12 protein-coding genes and 2 pseudogenes are annotated in these 16,400 nt (G+C 64.0%); 4 read left to right on the top strand and 10 right to left on the bottom strand.

Going from position 1 to position 16,400, the window contains the following annotated elements; genetic code table 11:
- Window positions 1-55: 55 nt before the first annotated feature.
- A complete protein-coding gene (locus ACVWYI_RS16780) occupies window positions 56-829 on the bottom strand; it encodes a ferredoxin--NADP reductase (protein WP_456662653.1) in 774 nt (257 codons plus the stop codon).
- A gap of 156 nt (window positions 830-985) precedes the next feature.
- On the opposite strand from ACVWYI_RS16780, the gene ACVWYI_RS16775 reads away from it, so the two are divergent.
- On the top strand, window positions 986-2,182 hold the full coding sequence (locus ACVWYI_RS16775; RefSeq protein ID WP_456662652.1) for an amidohydrolase family protein: 1,197 nt from the start codon (window positions 986-988) through the stop codon (window positions 2,180-2,182).
- The gene (locus tag ACVWYI_RS16770; RefSeq protein WP_456662651.1) at window positions 2,182-2,325 is read left to right on the top strand and encodes a hypothetical protein; all 144 of its coding nucleotides are present in this window, start codon (window positions 2,182-2,184) and stop codon (window positions 2,323-2,325) included. The genes ACVWYI_RS16775 and ACVWYI_RS16770 overlap by 1 nt, the downstream gene beginning before the upstream one ends.
- 278 nt (window positions 2,326-2,603) lie before the next feature.
- On the opposite strand, the pseudogene ACVWYI_RS16765 reads toward ACVWYI_RS16770, so the two are convergent.
- The 8 genes and pseudogenes from ACVWYI_RS16765 to ACVWYI_RS16730 form a co-directional block, all read right to left on the bottom strand.
- Window positions 2,604-3,061: pseudogene (locus tag ACVWYI_RS16765) on the bottom strand (MarR family winged helix-turn-helix transcriptional regulator).
- A 16-nt stretch (window positions 3,062-3,077) separates the two neighbouring features.
- Window positions 3,078-3,782 carry an ABC transporter ATP-binding protein gene (locus ACVWYI_RS16760; protein WP_456662650.1) on the bottom strand — a complete coding sequence of 235 codons (705 nt, stop codon included), beginning with the start codon at window positions 3,780-3,782 and terminating at the stop codon, window positions 3,078-3,080.
- Window positions 3,779-4,570, bottom strand: a complete 792-nt coding sequence (locus tag ACVWYI_RS16755) for an ABC transporter ATP-binding protein (RefSeq protein ID WP_456662649.1) — start codon at window positions 4,568-4,570, stop codon at window positions 3,779-3,781. The genes ACVWYI_RS16760 and ACVWYI_RS16755 overlap by 4 nt, the downstream gene beginning before the upstream one ends.
- Window positions 4,567-6,456 (bottom strand): ABC transporter permease, encoded by a 1,890-nt coding sequence (locus ACVWYI_RS16750; protein WP_456662648.1) that lies wholly within the window; start codon window positions 6,454-6,456, stop codon window positions 4,567-4,569. The genes ACVWYI_RS16755 and ACVWYI_RS16750 overlap by 4 nt, the downstream gene beginning before the upstream one ends.
- Before the next feature lie 151 nt (window positions 6,457-6,607).
- Window positions 6,608-7,810, bottom strand: a complete 1,203-nt coding sequence (locus ACVWYI_RS16745; RefSeq protein ID WP_247446736.1) for an ABC transporter substrate-binding protein — start codon at window positions 7,808-7,810, stop codon at window positions 6,608-6,610.
- A gap of 80 nt (window positions 7,811-7,890) precedes the next feature.
- Window positions 7,891-8,475 (bottom strand): amino acid synthesis family protein, encoded by a 585-nt coding sequence (locus ACVWYI_RS16740; RefSeq protein ID WP_247345560.1) that lies wholly within the window; start codon window positions 8,473-8,475, stop codon window positions 7,891-7,893.
- Between the two features lie 27 nt (window positions 8,476-8,502).
- Window positions 8,503-9,402, bottom strand: coding sequence for a UPF0280 family protein (locus ACVWYI_RS16735; protein ID WP_456662647.1), 900 nt, complete (start codon window positions 9,400-9,402; stop codon window positions 8,503-8,505).
- Window positions 9,399-10,850: a 6-hydroxynicotinate reductase gene (locus ACVWYI_RS16730; protein ID WP_456662646.1), complete on the bottom strand. Its 1,452-nt coding sequence runs from the start codon at window positions 10,848-10,850 to the stop codon at window positions 9,399-9,401. Before ACVWYI_RS16730 ends, ACVWYI_RS16735 begins: the two co-directional genes overlap by 4 nt.
- A gap of 253 nt (window positions 10,851-11,103) precedes the next feature.
- Here ACVWYI_RS16730 and ACVWYI_RS16725 point away from each other — a divergent pair, with 253 nt between their 5' ends.
- A complete protein-coding gene (locus ACVWYI_RS16725) occupies window positions 11,104-11,586 on the top strand; it encodes a (2Fe-2S)-binding protein (protein ID WP_456662645.1) in 483 nt (160 codons plus the stop codon).
- A pseudogene (locus tag ACVWYI_RS16720) lies at window positions 11,586-15,111 on the top strand (molybdopterin cofactor-binding domain-containing protein). The gene ACVWYI_RS16725 and the pseudogene ACVWYI_RS16720 overlap by 1 nt, the downstream one beginning before the upstream one ends.
- Here ACVWYI_RS16720 and ACVWYI_RS16715 read toward each other — a convergent pair.
- On the bottom strand, window positions 15,108-16,076 hold the full coding sequence (locus ACVWYI_RS16715; protein WP_247345546.1) for a catechol 2,3-dioxygenase: 969 nt from the start codon (window positions 16,074-16,076) through the stop codon (window positions 15,108-15,110). The pseudogene ACVWYI_RS16720 and the gene ACVWYI_RS16715 overlap by 4 nt on opposite strands.
- Window positions 16,077-16,400: the final 324 nt, after the last annotated feature.

Here is a 16,400-nt window from a genome sequence, read left to right as displayed (position 1 = left end):
CCGCAACGGGCTCCCGGCGGCGGAACTACGGTCTTATTGCGAGACAATCCCGGGCCTAGCGCTCGGCGAAGGCCTTTTCGACCACAAATTGGGCCGGCTCGCCGTGATTGCCCTCAACAAGGCCCCGCTCGCCAAGGAGCACGCGGGTATCCGCCACCAGCGCCGGGCTGCCGCAGATCATGACGCGGTCGTGGGCGGCTTCCAGTGCCGGCAGGCCAATATCGGCAAACAGCTTGCCTGACGTGATGAGGTCGGTGATGCGGCCGCGGTTGCGGAAAGGATCGCGGGTCACGGTCGGGTAGTAAATCAGCTGAGCGCGGATGTACTCGCCGATCAGATCGTCGTTCGGCAGCGTCTTGGTGATCATCTCGCCATAGGCGAGCTCCTTCACGTGCCGGCAGCCGTGCAGCAGCACGACTTTCTCGAATCGCTCGTAGGTCTCGGGATCCTTGATCACGCTCAGGAACGGCGCAAGCCCCGTGCCGGTGCCGATCAAATAGAGGTTTCGTCCCTCCTCCAGATTGTCGATCACGAGCGTGCCGGTGGCCTTGCGGCTGACGATGATCTCGTCGCCTTCCTTCAAATGCTGAAGCCGCGAGGTGAGCGGGCCGTCCGCCACCTTGATCGAGAAGAACTCCAGCGTGTCCTCGTAATTGGCGCTGGCGACGCTGTAGGCCCGCAGCAGCGGCTTCTCGCCGACCTTGAGCCCGATCATGGTGAACTCGCCGTTGCGAAAGCGAAAGGTCGGGCTGCGCGTGGTCTTGAAAGAGAACAGCGTGTCGGTCCAGTGGTGGACGTTCAAAACGCTTTCCTGATTGAAATTGCTCATCTCACCCTTCCGTGGCGCTTCCGTGCGGTTCCGAGGCGGTCAGCTATGCGTCGTTTGTACACGATCATTTGTATACTAATGAATAATCCGGCTTGATCCCACGGTCAAGGCTGCCCAAGATCGGGAGCGTTGCAGTTAAGGATAAGGACCCATTCCATGGCGCATGACGCACCCCAGGCCACCGGACCCTCGAAGCTCGTGATCCGAAATATCGGCCTGATCCTGTCCGGCGCGCTGGAAAAGCCGATCCTGGACGGCGACACCATCGTCGCCGAGAACGGCAGGATCACCGCGATCGGCCGCTTCAAAGACCTCAACACCGAAGGCGCCACCACCATCGTCGAGGCCAACGGCACCACGGTGGCGCCGGGACTGATCGACAGCCATGTCCACCCGGTTGCAGGCGACTGGACGCCTCGCCAGAACCAGATCGGCTGGATCGACAGCAATTTGCATGGCGGCGTCACCACGATGATTTCCGCCGGCGAAGTGCATATGCCCGGCCGGCCGCGCGACGTCGTCGGCCTGAAGGCGATGGCAATCTTCGCCCAGCGCGCATTCTGGAATCTGCGGCCAGGCGGCGTGAAGGTTCATGCCGGCGCGCCCGTGATCGAATGCGAGATGGTCGAGGAGGACTTCAGGGAGTTGGCCGCAGCCGGCGTCAAGCTGCTCGGCGAAGTGGGCCTGGGCGGCGTCAAGGACGGCCCTACCGCGCGAAAAATGGTCGGCTGGGCCCGCAAATACGGCATCCAGAGCACGATCCACACCGGCGGCCCCTCGATCCCCGGCTCCGGCCTGATTGACAAGGACGTGGTGCTGGAGGCCGACACCGACGTGGTCGGCCATATCAATGGCGGTCACACGGCCCTTCCCGACGACCAGATCCGTTGCATCTGCGAGGGCTGCAAGCGCGGCCTCGAACTGGTGCACAACGGCAACGAGCGCTCGGCGCTGTTCACGCTGCGCATTGCGCGCGAGATGAACGATTTGCACCGCGTCATCCTCGGCACCGACGCGCCGGCCGGCTCCGGCGTGCAGCCGCTTGGCATTCTGCGCATGGTCTCGATGCTGTCCTCGCTCGGCGATTTGCCGGCCGAGCTCGCCTTTTGTCTCGCCACCGGCAACACCGCGCGGATGCGCGAGCTCGATTGCGGCCTCATCGAAGTGGGCCGTTCCGCCGACTTCGTGATCATGGACAAGGCGCAGCACTCGGCCGGCAAGAACATTCTGGACAGCATCCAGCTCGGCGACCTCCCCGGCATCGGCATGACCATCATCGACGGCATCGTGCGCACCCAGCGCAGCCGCAACACCCCGCCGGCGGGGAAAGTGCCGGAGGTGGTCGGGAAGTAATGTCGATCGACCTCGGGAAATTGCGTCAAAGCGTATTTGACGAAATCAACAATTACGTCTACCCCTACTCGGGCGTAGAGATCGGCAATCCAAAGAGCCCTAAGTGGATTGCCGACCAGCTTCGTCAGATCCGCATTGGTTAATCCCTATTGGACCACCGTCGGCAACGACCGCTGCGTCATCGTCGCCGACGACTGACGCAACTATTGCTTGGCATACAGCTCCAAGCTCGACGAATACTTTCTCCTCCTACGCAAGAATGGTTCGCTGATCGATATCAATGTCTACGGCGATGCCGTTGGTTGCTTTATGGCGCGTTAGTGCCGTAGGCGGCAACGCGGAGCGTACCCACCATTAAACGCTTGAAATCTGCAGATGTGGTGGGCACGACGCAAGCGCGCCTTTGCCCACGAGACCGAATTCACCGCAGCCTGTTCAACAGCGACATCAGCATCTCGCGCTCCTTAGCGTCGAGCGGCGCGCCAGCGTCTCCCGCGTGATCGCGAGCGCGCTCGGCGCTACTTTCTCCGCAAGTTGCTGCCCGGCGCGCGTCAGGCTGACCAGCAGCCGCCGCCCGTCTTCAGGATCCTGGCTCGTCTCGGTCAATCCGCGCGCCGTCAAACGATCGATCACGCCCTTGATGGTCGCGACGTCCATGGCCGTCAGCCGTCCGAGCTGGTTCTGCGAACATGGTCCGGTCTCTACGAGCTTCGACAGCGCAGCCCATTGAGTCGGCGTGATATTGGTGCCGATCTCGCGAGAGAAGATCGCGCTGTGCCGCTGCCAGACCTGGCGCAGAATGAAGCCGACCTGCTCGTCGAGCACGTAAGAGGGCTTTGCCGGTTTGACGCCCTTCTTCACCGCGACACTTCTCGCCATCAGCTCCCCTTGCCCCTCACAACGACAAATGCGCGTCGCGGATGTCCGGACGCGCGTCGAGCTTGGCCATGGTGCCGCCGAAACAGATGCGGCCGCGCTCAATGATATAGGCGCGATCGGAGATCAACCGCGCGAAATGCAGATTCTGCTCGGAGACGACGATGCTGACGCCCTCCTTCTTCATGGTCAGGATGGCCTCGACCATCTGCTCCACGATCTTCGGCGACAGGCCCTCCGAGGGCTCGTCGAGCAGCACCAGCGACGGATTGCCCATCAGCGTGCGTGCGATGGTGAGCATCTGCTGCTCGCCGCCGCTCATGCGGCCGCCCGGGCGATTTTTCATCTCGCCCAGATTTGGGAACAGCGAAAACAACTTGTCGCGGGTCCAGTGCGGCGCGTTCGGACGCTTGGGCTGGCGGCCGACTTCGAGATTCTCTTCCACCGTCAAATCAGTGAAGATGCGCCGCTCCTCGGGAACGTAGCCAAGCCCATCCCGCACGATCTCATGCGTAGGACGTGCAGAGACATCTCTGCCTTCGAACATGATGCGTCCGCTACGTTGCGCGACGAGGCCGACGACCGAGCGGAACGTCGTCGACTTGCCGGCCCCGTTGCGCCCGAGCAGCGCCACCACCTCGCCCTCGCCGACCTCGAAGCCGATGTCGAACAGGATATGGGCCGGGCCGTAATGACTGTTGAGGTCCTGCACCGTGAGCTTCATGCCGATGCTCCCTCGCGATGCCCGGCATCGTAAAGCAGACCCTCGCCGAGATAGACCGCCTGCACCTGCGGATTGCCGCGGACCTCGGCCGGTGAGCCCTCGGCGATCAGCGTGCCGCGATTGAGCACGATGATGCGGTCGGCGTGCTCGAACACCACGTCCATGTCGTGTTCGGTGAAGAGCACGCCGATTGCTTTCTCCCGCGCGATCTGCGCGGTCAGCCGCATCAGATCGACGCGCTCGCGCGGCGCCATGCCGGCGGTCGGCTCGTCCATCAGCAGCAGCTTCGGCTGGTTGGCCAGGGCGACCGCCAGCTCGAGCCGCTTGAGATCGCCATAGGCCAGCTCGCCACAGGGACGATCCGCGTAACCGCCCATGCCGACCAGCTCGAGCAGGCGGCCGGCTTCGCCGCGATCGTAGCCCGGGGCCGATCCCCAGAGATTGAACAATTGCTTTCCGTGCGAGATCAGTGCGACCTGCACGTTCTCGCGCACCGTCATGGTCGCGAAGGTCGCGGTGATCTGGAAGGTACGGCCGACGCCCATCCGCCAGATCTCGCGCGGCTTCCTGCCGGTGGTGTCCTCGCCAAGCAGGCGTACGTGACCAGTATCAGGCCTGTTCTGGCCGTTGAGCATGTCGAAACAGGTGCTCTTGCCGGCGCCGTTCGGTCCGATCAGCGCCAAAATTTCGCCGGCGCGCAGCGAGAACGAGACGCCGCGCACGGCGTGGACGCCGCCATAGGATTTGGTGAGACCTTCGACCGCGAGAAGTGGGGGGGCGACACTCATTCGGCGGACTCGATCGGCTTGGCCAGCAAGGGTGATCCCGGTGGCGATGTCTTCCCGCGGCGCTGCGCCAGCATCTCCAGCATGCCGACGATGCCCTTGGGGAAGACGACGACGATCAGAACGATGAAGCCGCCGAGCACGAGTTTTGACAGGTCGGTCTGGCTGATCAGCCAGATGTTCAAAGCCTTGTAGACGATGGCGCCGATCACGCCCCCCGACACCGTCTCGACGCCGCCCAGCAGCACCATGACCAGCGCATCGACCGAGAGCGAGATGCCGAGATTGTCCGGGAAGACACTGCCCTTCAGGTAGGCGAACAACGCGCCGCCGATTCCGGCAGTTGCGCCCGCGATCACGAACGCCGTCCACTGCATCCGCTTGACGTTGATGCCGACGGCCTCGCTGCGCAGCGCCGAATCGCGTGTCGCTCTGAGGGCGTAGCCGAACGGCGAGAACACCATGGCCCGTAGCGCGATCGTCACGAGCGCTGCAACGCCGAGCGACAACCAATAGAAGTTCGATGGGCTGGCCGCCCATTTTTCCGGCCAGACGCCCAGAATGCCGTTGTCGCCGCCTGTTACGCTCACCCACTGGAATGCGATCGACCACACGATCTGTGCGAAGGCGAGCGTGAGCATCGCGAAATAGACGCCGGACAGCTGCACCGCGAAGAAGCCGAACACGGCGGCGCCCATGCAGCCCAGCAGTGGCCCGAGCAACAAGCACACGATCATCGGCAGCCCCGCCATCTTGGCGAGGAAGGCGACGCCGTAGGCTCCGAGGCCGAAATAGGCGGCGTGGCCAAAGGACGCGAGCCCGCCGACCGACATCAGGAAATGCAGGCTGACGGCGAAGATCACGAAGATCGCGATCTCGGAGCCGACGGTGAGCGCGTAGTTGCCAGCGAACAACGGCAGCGTTGCCGCCACGATGAGCGCTGCGAGCGCGGCCAGCCGCTCATTCGACGTCAGCGGCCGCCAGGGATTGACGGTGAGACCCGGCGTCTTGCGCGCGGGGGCCTCCGGTTTGCCAAACAGGCCCCAAGGCCGCACGATCAGCACCGCCGCCATCACCAGGAAGACCAGAATGATGGAGATTTTTGGAAAGATCAGGATGCCGAAGGCGTTGAGTTCCGACACCAGCACCGCCGCGACGAAGGCGCCGATGATGCTGCCGAGACCGCCGATCACGACCACGACGAAGACCTCGACGATGATGCGCAAATCCATCGCGTGATGCACGGCATCGCGCGGGATCTGGAGCGCACCACCCACCGCAGCGAGGAAAACGCCGACTGCAAACACGCTCGTGAACAGCCATTTCTGATTGACGCCGAGCGCTGCGACCATGTCGCGGTCCTGCGTCGCCGCGCGTACCAGCACGCCCCAGCGTGTGCGCTGGAACAAAAGCCAGAGAACGCCGAGCACCACCGGGCTGAGCACGATCAGGAACAAATCATAGCTCGGGATGTGCTGGCCGAAGAAATCAATCGCCCCCCTGAAGCCGGGCGCGCGGCGGCCGACGAGATCATCGGGACCCCAGATCAGCACGACGAGGTCCTCGACCATCAAGGTCAGGCCGAAGGTCGCGAGCAGCTGGAACAGTTCGGGTGCGTGATAGATGCGCCGGAGCAGCACCATCTCGACAATGACACCGATCACCGCCACGACAAGCGCTGCCATGACAATCCCGCCCCAGAAGCCGAACGTCCCCGACAGGCGCTCGGTGAGCGTGAATGCGATATAGGCGCCGATCATGTAGAAGGCGCCGTGCGCGAAATTCACGATCCGCGTCACGCCAAAGATGATCGACAGGCCCGACGCCACCAGGAACAGCGACGCTGCGCTGGCGAGACCGGTTAGAAACTGTACGACATAAAAGGCCATCGGCGGTCCGGGTTAAGCGTAAGTCGCGATATCGGGCTTCATCCTTCGAGACGGCGCTACGCGCCTCCTCAGGATGAGGTCCGGGATCCTCATGGTGAGGAGCGCGGCAGCGCCGCGCGTCTCGAACCACGAGGCCCGGTCTCTCTTTGCATCAATCCTTCGGACGCAGCTTCCCGACTTCGGCGTCGCTCGGCAGATAGTCTCCGCCCTTCTTGTAAGACGAGTCCACCATCACGCCCTTGCCGTCCTTCAGCGCGGTCTTGCCGACATAGGCACCCAGCGTGGACTGGTGATCGATCTTGCGGAAGGTGATCTCGCCAAACGGCGACGGCATCGACAGCCCTTCCGCGGCAGCAATCAGCTTCTCCGGATCGGTCGAGCCGGCCTTCGCCAGGATCGCCGCTGCCGACTTGATGGTCTGGTAACCGACAATCGAGCCGAGGCGCGGATAGTCGTTGTACTTGGCCTGATAGGCCTTAAGGAACGCGTCGTGCTCGGGCGTCTTGATCGAGTACCAGGGATAGCCCGTGACGATCCAGCCCTCGGGCGTCTCCTCCTTGAGCGGATCGAGATACTCGGGCTCGCCGGTGAGGAACGAGACGACCTCGCGTCCCTTGAACAGGCCGCGGGTGTTACCTTCGCGCACGAGCTTCACGAGATCGGCGCCGAAGGTGACGTTGAGGATCGCCTCGGGATTGGCCGCGGCAACGGCTTGCACCACCGGACCCGCGTCGATCTTGCCCTGCGGCGGCCACTGCTCGTCGACCCACTGGATGTCAGGCCGCTTCTCCGACATCAGCTTCTTGAACACCGCGACGGCGGACTGGCCGTATTCATAGTTCGGCGCGATCGTCGCCCAGCGCTTGGCCGGCAGCTTGCTGGCTGCTTCGACGAGCATTGCCGCCTGCATGTAATTGGAAGGGCGCAGTCGGAAAGTGTATTTGTTGCCCTTCGACCAGGTGACGGCGTCCGTCAGCGGCTCGGCCGCCAGGAAAAACACCTTCTTCTGGTTGGCGAAGTCGCTGACTGCGAGACCGATGTTCGACAGGAACGTACCTGTCAGCATCGCCACGCCCTCGCTCGACACCAACTCGTTGGCCGCGGTCTGCGCATCCGCCGGCTTGCCGCCGTCATCCTTGGAGATGACGACCAGCTTCTTGCCGTTGATACCGCCGGCCGCGTTGATCTCTTCGACCGCGAGCTGCCAACCCTTGCGATAAGGCTCGGTGAACGCCGGCAGCAACGAATAACTGTTGATCTCGCCGATCTTGATATCTTGCGCCAGGGCCGAATGAGCCATGCCGCCCGCCAGAAGCGCGAAGGCCGCGCCGACAAAAGTGTTTCCTGCTCGCATCCCAACCTCCAGTTTTGAACTCTCTACGTCGTCGGCATGATCTTGTCGGAGAACCTGTGCCCGCTTCTCCGGATCATGTTCTATTTCAAACCGTCTTCGCCCTTGATCTCCGCAACCGTCAGCCCGCCGACGCGCGGCAGCGGACGGCCGCTGTCGGTGACGGCGACCGCGACCATGATCTCGTTGGCGCGCGGCGCGTCGTTGATCTGAACTTCCATGCCGTCAAAATGACTGCGCACGAAGGCTGCATCCTTGTGGCCCAGCGGAATGTCCAGCGTCGTGCCGGGACCGCTGCGCTTCTTCGACGACGGGATCAGCGCAGCGCCCTTGCTCAGCACCTTGCGCACCGGCGCGCCCATCTTCGGGTGAAGGATCGCGGCTGCATGCTCCAGCTCGCCGTTCTCGCCGACGGCCGCGGCCTTGCCGTAGCTCTGCGCCTTGGAACCGTCGATGCCGAGCGCTGCCACCGCACGCTTCGACAGCAGTTCGCCAAGCTCCTCGCCGATCGCAATCAGCGGTGAAAGATCTTCGACGTACTTTCCGGCAAAGGGATTTTCGATCACGGCGATCGCCGCCGCACGCCGCGTCGGCGGCGAGACCTGGCGGCCCATCTCCATCTGCGTTTCTTCGACGACGGTGACGATCTTGCGGATGATCGCGCTCATGATTGTTTCCTCAAGTCGCTTCCCTGCTCAGGCATGAACCGCGTTCTCCAGCTCAAGCGGGCGCGATCGTTGCCGTTCAATATCTTTCGTTCCGATGACAAGCATATCACCACAGAGCTGCAATACGGCACCCTCGATCAGTCCACGATCGAACAATTTCCGTGCACATTCTGCGCCAAATTCGAGCGCCGTTGCGATTTCAGCCCGCGACAGTTCACCGACATCGCGGGTGACGAGACGCGCGCCGAGATCGCTATCGGGCTGAAGCTCGCTAGCAGGCTTTCGGATGATGGCGGGATGCCCCGGCAGGTCAACCGCGTTGGCGATGAACGTCGCCGCCGCATCGGCCTGCGACGCCGTTCCCGCCAACACAGTCACCGCATCGGCGATGCCGAGCGAAAAACTGCGACCGTGGCGACCGCTGGTGGCGATGCCGCGCACGAGGTCATTCGCCTCGACCCTCATGGCCCGCATCACGCCGTCGCGATCGGGGCGATCCATCAGGCCGACCGAGAAATGCTCGCCTTTGTCGAGATGGAGAGCAATATCGCCGCCATTATTGACGTAAGCTTGATCAAGCGACGCCGCGCCGAGCATCGCGCCGAGAACCTCCTCCGCCACGCTGCCGGCTACCGCCGCCATTGGCGTAATGAAGTCATCAACGGCATAAGGCGCGACCGCGGCGTGCATGCGGCGCGCCACAACGCCCTTCAGTGATGTCCGTTTCGGCTCAGCGGCCGCCCGCAGCTCAGGCAGTTCCGCGCAGAGCTCGTCGAGCAACCCGGTGAACCGGCGCGCCGCCGCCTCATAGGCTGCACGCACTTCGCCCGGCTCTCCCCTTGCCTCGACGATCAGATCAATCGGTCCATCCTGCAAATGCAGCCGCCGGCCATCAGACAGCAACGCGATTTGCGGGAGCCTTGTCATACGCGAGGCCCCGGAATCGGGTTCTGCCAGGGCAATTGGCGGACATCGTCGCCGCCCTGCACTTCGGAGAGCGGCTTGACATAATCCATGTGCCCGCCGAGCGCGGCATAATCGGACAGCTTCATCGTGAATTCGATCGGCGCGACCAGCGCGGGTGTGGGCACGTAGCCGAATGCCCCCGCCGGCATCTGCGCCACGTCGACCATGTAGGTGATGCCGCCTCCGGGCCAGACATAAACAGGCGCGCCGCCACTGGTGACGCGCGTCAGCGCGTCCTTCACCGAACGCGTCAGCCGCACCGGATTATCGGTGACGCCCGCCCGCAGCGAGCCGCCGGCGCCCGCCATAAACAGCACCGTGCATAACGCCGGCTCGCAATTCTCCTGGATGCGCTCGACCGAAAACTTGAGGTCATCAGGCATCTCGGTCTCGACCGGCTTCAGGGCCTCGTCGAGCACGTAATAAGACGAATGCTCGCCGGTCGTGGAGACCATCAGCATCGAGAGACCGGCCTTGGCTTCCTTGGCATCGAACGGCCCGAGGATCGCGAGCGGGTCGGAGATATTGGTGCCGCCCCAACCCGTGCCGGGATCGGCGACCTGGAAATAGCGGCCGGGCGTCGAGCGACGCCCCTTCATCTTGATGCCGGTGTCGGCGATATCGAGCAGCTTGCCGGCCTGGTGCTCGCTGAGCACGCCGGTGATGTGGTCATCGACCACGACGACCTCGTCGACCTTGCCGAGCCACTGCTTTGCGAACATGCCGATCGTCGCGGAGCCGCAGCCGACGCGCATGCGCTCTTCTTTCATGCCGTTGACGATCGGCGGCTGGCCGGCCTGCACTACCACGCTCGCGCCGCCGTCGATGGTGAGTTCGACCGCCTTGCAATTGGCGAGGTCCATCAGCGTGTCGCAGGTGACGCGGCCTTCCTTTTTGGAGCCGCCGGTCAGGTGATGCACGCCGCCGAGCGACAGCATCTGCGAGCCGTATTCGCTGGTGGTGACATGGCCGATTGCCTCCCCTTGTGCACGGACGGTCGCGGTCTCTGGCCCGAGATAGCGGTCGGTGTCGATCTTCACCTTGATGCCGCAATAGGAGAAGATGCCCTCGGTGACCACGGTCACCATGTCGACGCCCTCGACTTCGGCGGAGACGATGAACGGCGCCGGCTTGTAATCAGGATAGGTCGTGCCCGCGCCGATCGCGGTGACGAAGGTCGAGGGCTCGTGGACAATCCTGCCGTCCCAGTCCTCGGTGCGGCTGAACGGCACCAGCTTGCCGCCATGCGAGACGGTGCGCTCCAGGATCACATGCGGATCGACGCGGACGAGCTTGCCGTCATGATTGGCGTAGCGGTCGCAGGCGCCCGCCGCACCCGGCTTGATGTAGCACATCACGGGGCAGGCATCGCAGCGGATCTTGTCGATGGCAGCGCTCGTCGTTTCCATGTGCAAGCCAGCGGAGGTCGCGGTTATCATTTGTATACGAACGATGTTGCGCGCGCTCCGGAAGGCTGTCAAGCGGCGGTGCGGCGCAAAAGATGCGCATGCCGCATAAAACCTCATTTGCCTATCCGCACTGTCCACAAAGAAGGCATTCGCGCTGCACTGCGGCATGCGCGGCTTGCACGTTTGTGTACAAACGGTATCGTCGCCAACGTAGATTTTTCGCGAAGCTTTGCTCGCAGGCTTGGGAACGAGGATGACGCAGATACCGATCCGCCTCACAGTGAACGGCAGGATCCACGAGATCACTGCGGCGCGCCAAACGCCGCTGCTCTATGTGCTGCGCAACGATCTCGCGCTCAACGGTCCGAAATATGGATGCGGCCTCGGTGAATGCGGCACCTGCACTGTCCTGATCGACGGCGCCGCCGCGCGCTCCTGCGTTATTCCGATCAGTGGCTGCGCCGGCCGCGACATCGTGACGCTCGAAGGGCTCGGCAGCCGCGACAAGCCCGATGTCGTGCAGCAGGCCTTCATCGACGAACAGGCGGCGCAATGCGGCTACTGCCTCAACGGCATGATCATGACCACCAAGGCGCTGCTTGCGATCACCCCCCAGCCCACCGAGCAGGAGGCGCTGGCGGCGCTGCGCTACAATCTCTGCCGCTGCGGCACGCATATCGAAATCCTGCGCGCCGTGATGCGTGCGTCTGGCCAGCTCGCCGAGGCCGGTGACTGATGGCGTCCCCTGCCTCGAACGGAGCAGAGCGGCCATCGGGTTCGCTCGTCGTCGTCCGCACGGTGGACGAATGCACATCCGAGACCTTTCTCCGCATCACCGTAGACGGGTCGGTCACGGCCTATAATGGCCATGTCGATCTCGGCACCGGCATCCGTACTGCGCTCGGGCAAATCGTGGCTGAAGAGCTCGATGTCTCCTTTGCGCGCGTCGTCGTCGTGCTCGGCGATACCGCGATCGTGCCGAACCAAGGCCCGACGATCGCGAGCGAGACCATCCAGATCACCGCCATTCCCCTGCGCAAGGCCGCGGCGCAAGCGCGACACTTCCTGATCGCACGTGCGGCCGAATGGCTGGAGCTGCCGGCTGCCGACCTCACAATCGAAGACGGTCTCGTGCGCGGGCACAATCGCAGCGTCAGCTACGGCGAACTGATCGGCAGCGAGACGATCCGCCTCGAGCTTGCCGATGACGTCGCCGTGAAGCGTGTCGGCGATTACGCCATCGTCGGCCAGTCGATGCCGCGGGTCGACCTGCCGGCCAAGGCCACGGGCGAGCTGACCTTCGTGCACGACATCCGAGTATCAGGCATGCTGCACGGCCGCGTGGTGCGGCCGCCCTATGCCGGCGTCGACGCCGGCCCGTTCGTCGGCACCAGTCTGATTTCGGTCGATGAATCCTCGGTGCGCGACATTCCCGGTCTTGTTGCCGTCGTGCGCATCGGCGATTTCGTCGGCGTGGTCGCCGAGCGCGAGGAGAATGCGATCCGGGCGGCGGAGCAACTTGCGGTGAGCTGGAAGCCCACGCCTGATCTGACCGATCTCGCCGACATTGAGACGGCTCTGCGCGCCAACCCGTCGACGCCGCGCACGCTGATCGACAAGGGCGACGTCGATGCGGCGATATCAGGTGCGGCCACGCCGATGCAGCGCACTTACGTCTGGCCTTATCAGATGCATGCCTCGATCGGCCCGTCCTGTGCGGTGGCGGATTTTCAAGACTGCAACATCCGGGTGTGGTCGGGCACGCAGAACCCGCATGTGCTGCGCGGCGACCTGGCGCTCTTGATCGAGCGGCCGGACAGCGAGATCGAGGTCACCAGGTTAGAGGCAGCCGGCTGCTACGGCCGTAACTGCGCCGACGATGTCACCGCGGACGCGCTGTTGCTCTCGCGCGCGGTCGGCCGGCCCGTGCGCGTGCAGCTCACGCGCGAGCAGGAACACGCGTGGGAGCCCAAGGGCACCGCGCAACTCATCGACGTCAATGGCGGATTGGACGCAGACGGCAACGTCGCTGCTTACGATCTCGCCACGCGTTATCCTTCGAATGCCGCACCGACGCTGGCGCTGTTGCTGACGGGGCGGATATCGCCGAAGCCGGACGTCCTCCAGATGGGCGACCGCACTGCGATCCCGCCTTACGATTACGACCACATGCGCGTCGTCGCCCACGACATGGCGCCGATCGTGCGCGCGTCCTGGTTCCGCGGCGTCTCGGCGCTGCCGAACACCTTTGCGCATGAATCCTACATCGACGAGGCTGCGACCGAGGCCGGCGTCGATCCGATCGAATACCGCCTGCGCTATCTCAAAGACCGGCGCGCCGTCGATCTCGTCAATGCGGTCGCCGAACGCGCGGGCTGGACGCCACGGCAGGTTCGCGAGGAGAAGAATGGCGAGATCGTCCACGGGCGCGGCTTTGCCTATGCACTCTATGTCCACAGCAAATTTCCCGGCTATGGCGCGGCGTGGTCGGCCTGGGTCGCCGACGTTGCCGTGAACAAGACCACCGGCGACGTCAGCGTGACGCGCGTCGTCGCCGGGCAGGACTCCGGCCTGATGATCAACCCCGACGGCGTACGCCACCAGATCCACGGCAACGTCATCCAGTCCACCAGCCGCGCGCTGATGGAGCAGGTCTCATTCGAGCGCGGCACCGTGGCAGCGCGCGAATGGGGCGCCTATCCGATCATCCCCTTCGCCGACGTGCCGAAGATCGACGTATTGTTGCTGCCGCGGCCGGACCAGCCGCCGCTTGGCGTCGGCGAGTCCGCCTCGGTTCCGAGCGCTGCGGCGAATCGCGAACGCGATCTTCGACGCAACGGGCGTGCGCTTTCGCGAGCCGCCGTTCACGCCCGAGCGTATCCTTAAGGGGCTGCACGGCGATGCATCGATGATGCCGCAGGCCCTGCCCGCGCCTGCTACACCGCAGCGGTCTCGCATCTGGCAAAATCCGTTCGCCGAACGCGCCGGCCTGTTCGCGACGGTTGCGGCCGTCTGCACCGCGGCAATCGGCATCGGTGCGGCTCTTTTGCCTGGCCGCGCGATCGCGCCGATCGCTCGACCCGATGCATCTGTCTATTCCGCGGCGACCATCGCGCGCGGCCAGCAGCTTGCGGCGCTCGGCAATTGCGCGGAGTGCCACACCACGATCGGCGGCGCGCTCAACGCCGGCGGCCGTGCTCTCGATACGCCGTTCGGCACGATCTACGCGACCAACATCACGCCAGACGAGACCGGCATCGGCGCCTGGTCCTATCCTGCTTTCGAGCGCGCGATGCGCGACGGGCTGCATCGCGACGGCCGGCAGCTCTATCCCGCCTTCCCCTACACGCACTTTTCGAAGACCAGCGATTCCGACCTGCAGGCGCTCTACGCCTACTTGATGGCGCAGCCTGCGGTGCGCGCGACGCAGCGTGCGAATATGCTCGCTTTCCCGTTCAATCTCCGCCCCCTGCTTGCCGGATGGAATGCGCTGTTCCACCAGACGCGCGAGTTCAAGCCCGATCCGGCCAAGTCCGAGGTTTGGAATCGCGGCGCTTATCTCGTCGAGGGTCTCGGCCATTGCAGCGCCTGCCATTCGCCGCGCAACGCGCTCGGCGCCGAGCAGCGTGAGGCCTATCTCGCCGGCGGTTTTGCCGAGGGCTGGGAGGCGCCGCCGCTGACTTCGCTCTCGCACGCGCCAATCCCATGGAGCGAGGACGAGCTTTTCGCCTATCTTCGCACCGGCCACTCCCGCTATCACGGCGTCGCGGCCGGCCCGATGGCGCCGATCGTCAGGGATCTCGCAGTCCTGCCCGACCAGGACATCCGCGCCATGGCCGTCTATCTCAATTCGTTCAATGACACTGCGATCGAGGGGCAAACGCAGGACGCACTCGCCAGCAGGCTCGAAGCTTCGACGCGAGTCACGGTCGCTTCTTCCGCGGGCACCCGGCTCTATCAGGGCGCCTGCGCCGTCTGCCACGAGGTCGGCGGCCTGCCGCTGTTCGGCGCCCGCCCCTCGCTCGCGCTCAACAGCAATTTGCACAGCGAGACATCGGACAATCTCGTGCAAATCATCCTGCACGGCATCGCCGAGCCGGTGTCGAGCGATCTCGGCTACATGCCGGCATTCAAGAACAGCATGAGCGATGCGCAGGTCGAGGAACTCGTTACCTTCCTGCGCAAGCAGTTCGCACCGGACAGGCCGGCATGGAACGGCGTGCGCGAGACAGTCACGCGCCTCCGGACCTCAGCACATTAAGCGTGCTTCTTCACGTCCACCGGCGGCGTGCCGTGGGTGTGGAAGGACTCGATCGTCTTCAGGCCCCAGGCCTGCCCCTTCTTGCGCTCCTCTTCCGTCCACACGATTGGCTTCCAGTCGGGCGCGAGGATGAGGCGCGCGCCGGCATTGGCGACTTCGACACGGTTGCCGCCGGGCTCGTAGACATAGAGGAAGAAGGTCTGCTGGATCGCGTGCTTGTGCGGGCCGGTTTCGATGTGGATGCCATTCTCCAGGAAGATATCGGCGGCGCGCAGAATCTCTTCGCGGCTGTCGAGCGCGTAGGTGACGTGGTGGAAGCGGCCGGCGGTGCCGGAATGGTCGAGCGAATAGGCGAAATCGTAGCTCTTGTTCGACATCGTCAGCCACATCGCCGCTTCGCGGCCGTCGTTCAGCACGATCTGCTCGGTGAGGCGGCAGCCGAGATAATTCTCGAAGAATTCGCGGTTCGCCTTGATATCAGTGGCGAGGCAGTTGAGATGGTCGAGGCGGCGGACGTTGACGCCGCGCGCTGGAAAGCGCTGCGCCTGGTTCTTCAGTGCGGGCTTCAGCTCGGGCGGCGCCTGATACCATTCGGTCTCGTAATAGAGCTCGACGATGTGGCCGTCGGGATCGCGGCAGCGGAAGGTCGGCCCCTGCCCCATGTCGCCGTCGATCCAGCCGATATCGAAGCCGGAGCCTTTCAGCGCGGCGACGCGGCGCTCCAGCGCCTGCTGGCTGCGCGCACGCAGCGCCATGTGCTCCATGCCTGATGTGTTCGACGCCGTGAGCTTGAGCGAATAGCGCTCGTAATCGTCCCAGCCGCGTAAATAGACCGACTCGCCCTTTTGTCCGCTGACGGTCATGCCCATCACGTCGACGAAGAACTTCAGGCTTTCGTCCGGCTTGGGCGTCAGCAGCTCCATGTGGCCGAGATGAGCAAGATCGAAGATCGGTTCGGGCTGCATGGTTTCCTCCAAGGCGTGGCTTGCGATCCGCCGGACCGGATCCGGCGATCTGCGCAGGTGGCAATCCGCTCACGCGCCGGTGGGCAGCACTGAGGCCGCCGGTTCATTTGTACTAATGTACAAATTATTAGGTCCCGTCAACAAACTCGTCTTATCGAAACCTACCCCGATACTACTCGATCGGTCGCAGTCCCATCGCCGATTCTGCGCCAACCTCTACGGCCTAGTCGCGCAAGGTTTGGAGCATTCACGCGCGGCGATTTGCCGTCCGATCGCGGTTTATCTTGACGACGCACGCTATCCCAAGCTGTATGGTGGGGAACC

The sequence above is a fragment of the Bradyrhizobium sp. LB13.1 genome, assembly GCF_054056815.1.
Note: the sequence above shows the minus strand (reverse complement) of the source record. Positions and strands in the feature narration are given on the sequence as shown.